Here is a 3,212-nt window from a genome sequence, read left to right as displayed (position 1 = left end):
CTCGCGGCCTCGGCCACGGTTGCCGGCTCGACGGCCACGAAAGCCGTGGCCACGAGCGCTACGAGCGTGCCGAAAGCGGCGATCCGCGTTCGAAGCGAACGCCCCCCGCGGCCGATCCTGCTTACGACCGAGTTCCCCATGTGATTCCCCGTACCCTGCGACTTGGGATGCCGCTGGTTTGATTGCGGTCACGAACGTCTTCGCGACCGTTTGATGTGAACCCCGTCACCTCCCCAGGCGGCCGGGACATCAAACTTCCCCGCGGGCAGTATAGCCTGATCGTCGCGCGGATGACCAACCGCGATCGCGTATCGACCCTCACACCGATCCAGAGACGTCCGACCGCCTCCTTGATACGTCGGAGGCGCCGCTCGACCCGCTAGTGGGATGCGCTGCGTGCGGCGACGGTCGTCGAGCGCGAGCGAGCCTGGTCCACGAGCCGGCGATACGTGGCGACGAGCTTCTCCGCCTGGATCTCCCAGCACAGCTCGTTCCGGAACCGCTCCCGCCCGCGGGCGCTCATCGCCGCACGGAGCCCGTCGTCCTCGAGGACGCGCTGGATCGCGTCGGCGAAGCTGCGGGCGTCGTTGTCGCGCTCCGCGTACAACGACGCGTCCTGCGCCGAGAACCTTCCCTCTTTGACGTCGAACTGGACGATCGGGCAGCCGAGGGCCATGTACTCGATGATCTTGTTCATCGTGGACAGATCGTTCATCTTGTTCACTTCGTCGGGATTGACGCAGACGTCCGCCGACGCCAGGACGCTCCGCAGATCCTCGTCGGAGAGCCGGCCCAGGAACGCGACGCGACCGCCGAGACCGCGCTCTCGGCTGATGGCCTCGAGACGATCACGATCGGGTCCGGAGCCCACGAGGGCGAGCTGGACGTCGATGCCCCGCTCACCGGACAGGATGTCGACGGCGTCGATCAGGTACTCGATGCCCTCCTGTCGGCCCATGACGCCCACGTAGCCGATCAGGAATCTGCGTCCGTTCCGCCAGCGCTCGTCGGCCTGGGGGCTGTTCGACGTCTCGTCCGCCCACGAGCGGTAGGGACCGGAGCGGATCACGGTCACCTCGTCGGGCGCGAATCCTCCACGGCTCTCCGCGATCTCCTTGTAGCTCTCGTTCGTCGAGATCACGTGATCGGCCCATGCGTAGGTGCGGCGCTCGAACTGCCGTGCGACGAACACGAGCAGCTTCGTGAGCGGCATGTGCTTCGCCTCGACGAGCTCCGGTCCGAGATCGTGCTGGTCGAAGACCAGGACGGAGCCGTCTCTGCGCTTCGCACGCTTGGCCACACGGTAGAGGAGGTCCGGCGGGTTGCAGAAGTGGACGACGTCGAAGGGGCCGTCCTTGAGCGCCCGCTTGAACGCCGCCGACATGCGCGTGAGCGACAGGCCGTACTCGTTGACGTATCCGAGGATGCCCTTCGCCTCGGCCGGCGCACGATATCTCAGGACGGTGACGCCGTCGATCGAGAACTCGCCGGCAGGGTGCCGGTCGTCGCTCGGGCAGACCACGGTGACGTCGGCGCCGGCGGCGTGCAACGACGTCGCCTCCTGCCAGACCCTCCTGTCGAACGGGACGGGGAGGTTCTGGACGAGGATGGCGATACGAGCGCCCTCGAGAGAAGTCACAGCCACTTCGATCCCTTCGAACGTGCCGGATGGCATCCGTGCGCAGACAGGTCGCTCAAGCGCTACCGCACCGGCCACTCGAGAGCGGGCGAGTCCGCGTCGAGCACCGGGACGGCGAGCGCCGCGAGCTCGTCCTGCGGCGTCCGGTCCGATCCGATGATCACGCCGTCGGCTCCGTCGGTCGCCTCTGCCCGCGTGCGGGTCAGCAGTCTGGCCAGGTGCGGCAGATGGGTCTGGACGAACGTCTCGTTGCTGCCGGTGAGCTCGTCGACGCGGACGATCTCGTCGTAGATCCGCACGGTGATGCCCTTCCCGAGAAGGGTCTCGGCGATCTCGACGTACGGGCTCTCGCGCAGATCGTCGGTGTTGCTCTTGAAGGCCAGCCCCAGGAGCGCGACCTCCTTCCAGCCGAGCCTCAGGACGTGATCGATGAGGCGTCGCGTGTGGACGGTGTTGCTCGGCAGCAGGCTCTCCAGGAGCGGCACCGAGACGTCGGCCTTGCGTGCCGCGTTGGTGACCGCGCGCACATCCTTCGGCAGGCAGGAGCCTCCGAACGAGAAGCCCGGCCTGAGATACCGCTCCGACACGTTCAGGATGCGGTCCTCGACGAAGACCTCCATGAGCTTGTTCGCGTCGACCTCATAGGCGTCGGCGAACCGGGCCATCTCGTTCGCGAAGGTGATCTTCACCGCGTGGAACGCGTTGCTGGCGTACTTGATCGCCTCTGCCGTCGGGATCGTCACGTGCCGCACGGGTCCGTCCGCCGAGGCGAACACCTCTCGCACGGTCGCGAGCGCACGGGCGTCGGACGTGCCGATGACCGTGAACGGCGGCGTCTTGAAGTCCTTGATCGCGGTCGACTCCCGGAGGAACTCCGGGCAGTAGACGACGCTGAAACGGTCCTCCGAGGGCTCCGGCAGCTCGGCGTCGGCGATGGTGTGCGTCGTGCCGGGAAGGAGCGTGCTGCGGAACACGACCGTGAGGTGACGCCCGTCGGGGTGCGCGCGGAGGAAGTCGCCGATCTGGCGGGCGACGCCGGTGACATAGGTGGTCGTGAGGGCGCCGCTCGGGGCGGACGGCGTGCCGACGCAGATGATGGCGACATCGGCCTCGGTGAGGGCGGCCTCGGCATCCGTCGTCGCGGTCAGACGTCCCGCGTCGACGCCTTCGAGGATGAGGTCCTCCAGCCCCGGCTCCGCCAGCGGTGCGCGTCCCTCGCGCACGGCCCGGACCTTCGCTTCGGCGAGGTCGACGCCGACCACATCGTGTCCGGCCCCTGCGAGACAGGCCGCCGTGACGCTGCCCACGTACCCCAAGCCGAAAATCGCGATCTTCAAGACTGTCCTCGCTCCTCTATCCCTGCGCGCAGCGACCAAGCCGCCGGCGTCGGATGCCTTCCCTCTAACCGCCCCCTCCGAGGTGCGGTCATCCCCTGCGGCATCGGAGTCTGGCCCACGGATGCAGGATGCAGACCAGCGCGCCCCCGTCGCGAAGTGATCGATGCTCATCGTAGACCACATGGCTCCTCGGCATGCGCCAGAGAGGGCGCGGTCGCCGGAGCACACGCTCTGGG

General features: G+C 67.8%; 3 protein-coding genes. 1 reads left to right on the top strand and 2 read right to left on the bottom strand.

Annotated elements, in window-relative coordinates:
- The coding region (locus WML84_RS14110; RefSeq protein ID WP_347346772.1) for a hypothetical protein at positions 1 to 182 on the top strand (182 nt) is incomplete at its 5' end.
- A 197-nt stretch (positions 183 to 379) separates the two neighbouring features.
- On the opposite strand, the gene WML84_RS14105 is transcribed toward WML84_RS14110, so the two are convergent.
- Positions 380 to 1,645, bottom strand: a complete 1,266-nt coding sequence (locus tag WML84_RS14105) for a glycosyltransferase family 4 protein (protein WP_347346771.1) — start codon at positions 1,643 to 1,645, stop codon at positions 380 to 382.
- A 56-nt stretch (positions 1,646 to 1,701) separates the two neighbouring features.
- Positions 1,702 to 2,976, bottom strand: coding sequence for a nucleotide sugar dehydrogenase (locus WML84_RS14100; protein ID WP_347346770.1), 1,275 nt, complete (start codon positions 2,974 to 2,976; stop codon positions 1,702 to 1,704).
- Positions 2,977 to 3,212 lie beyond the last annotated feature (236 nt).

The organism is Microbacterium sp. (assembly GCF_039812165.1).
Taxonomy (GTDB): domain Bacteria; phylum Actinomycetota; class Actinomycetes; order Actinomycetales; family Microbacteriaceae; genus Microbacterium.
Note: the sequence above shows the minus strand (reverse complement) of the source record. Positions and strands in the feature narration are given on the sequence as shown.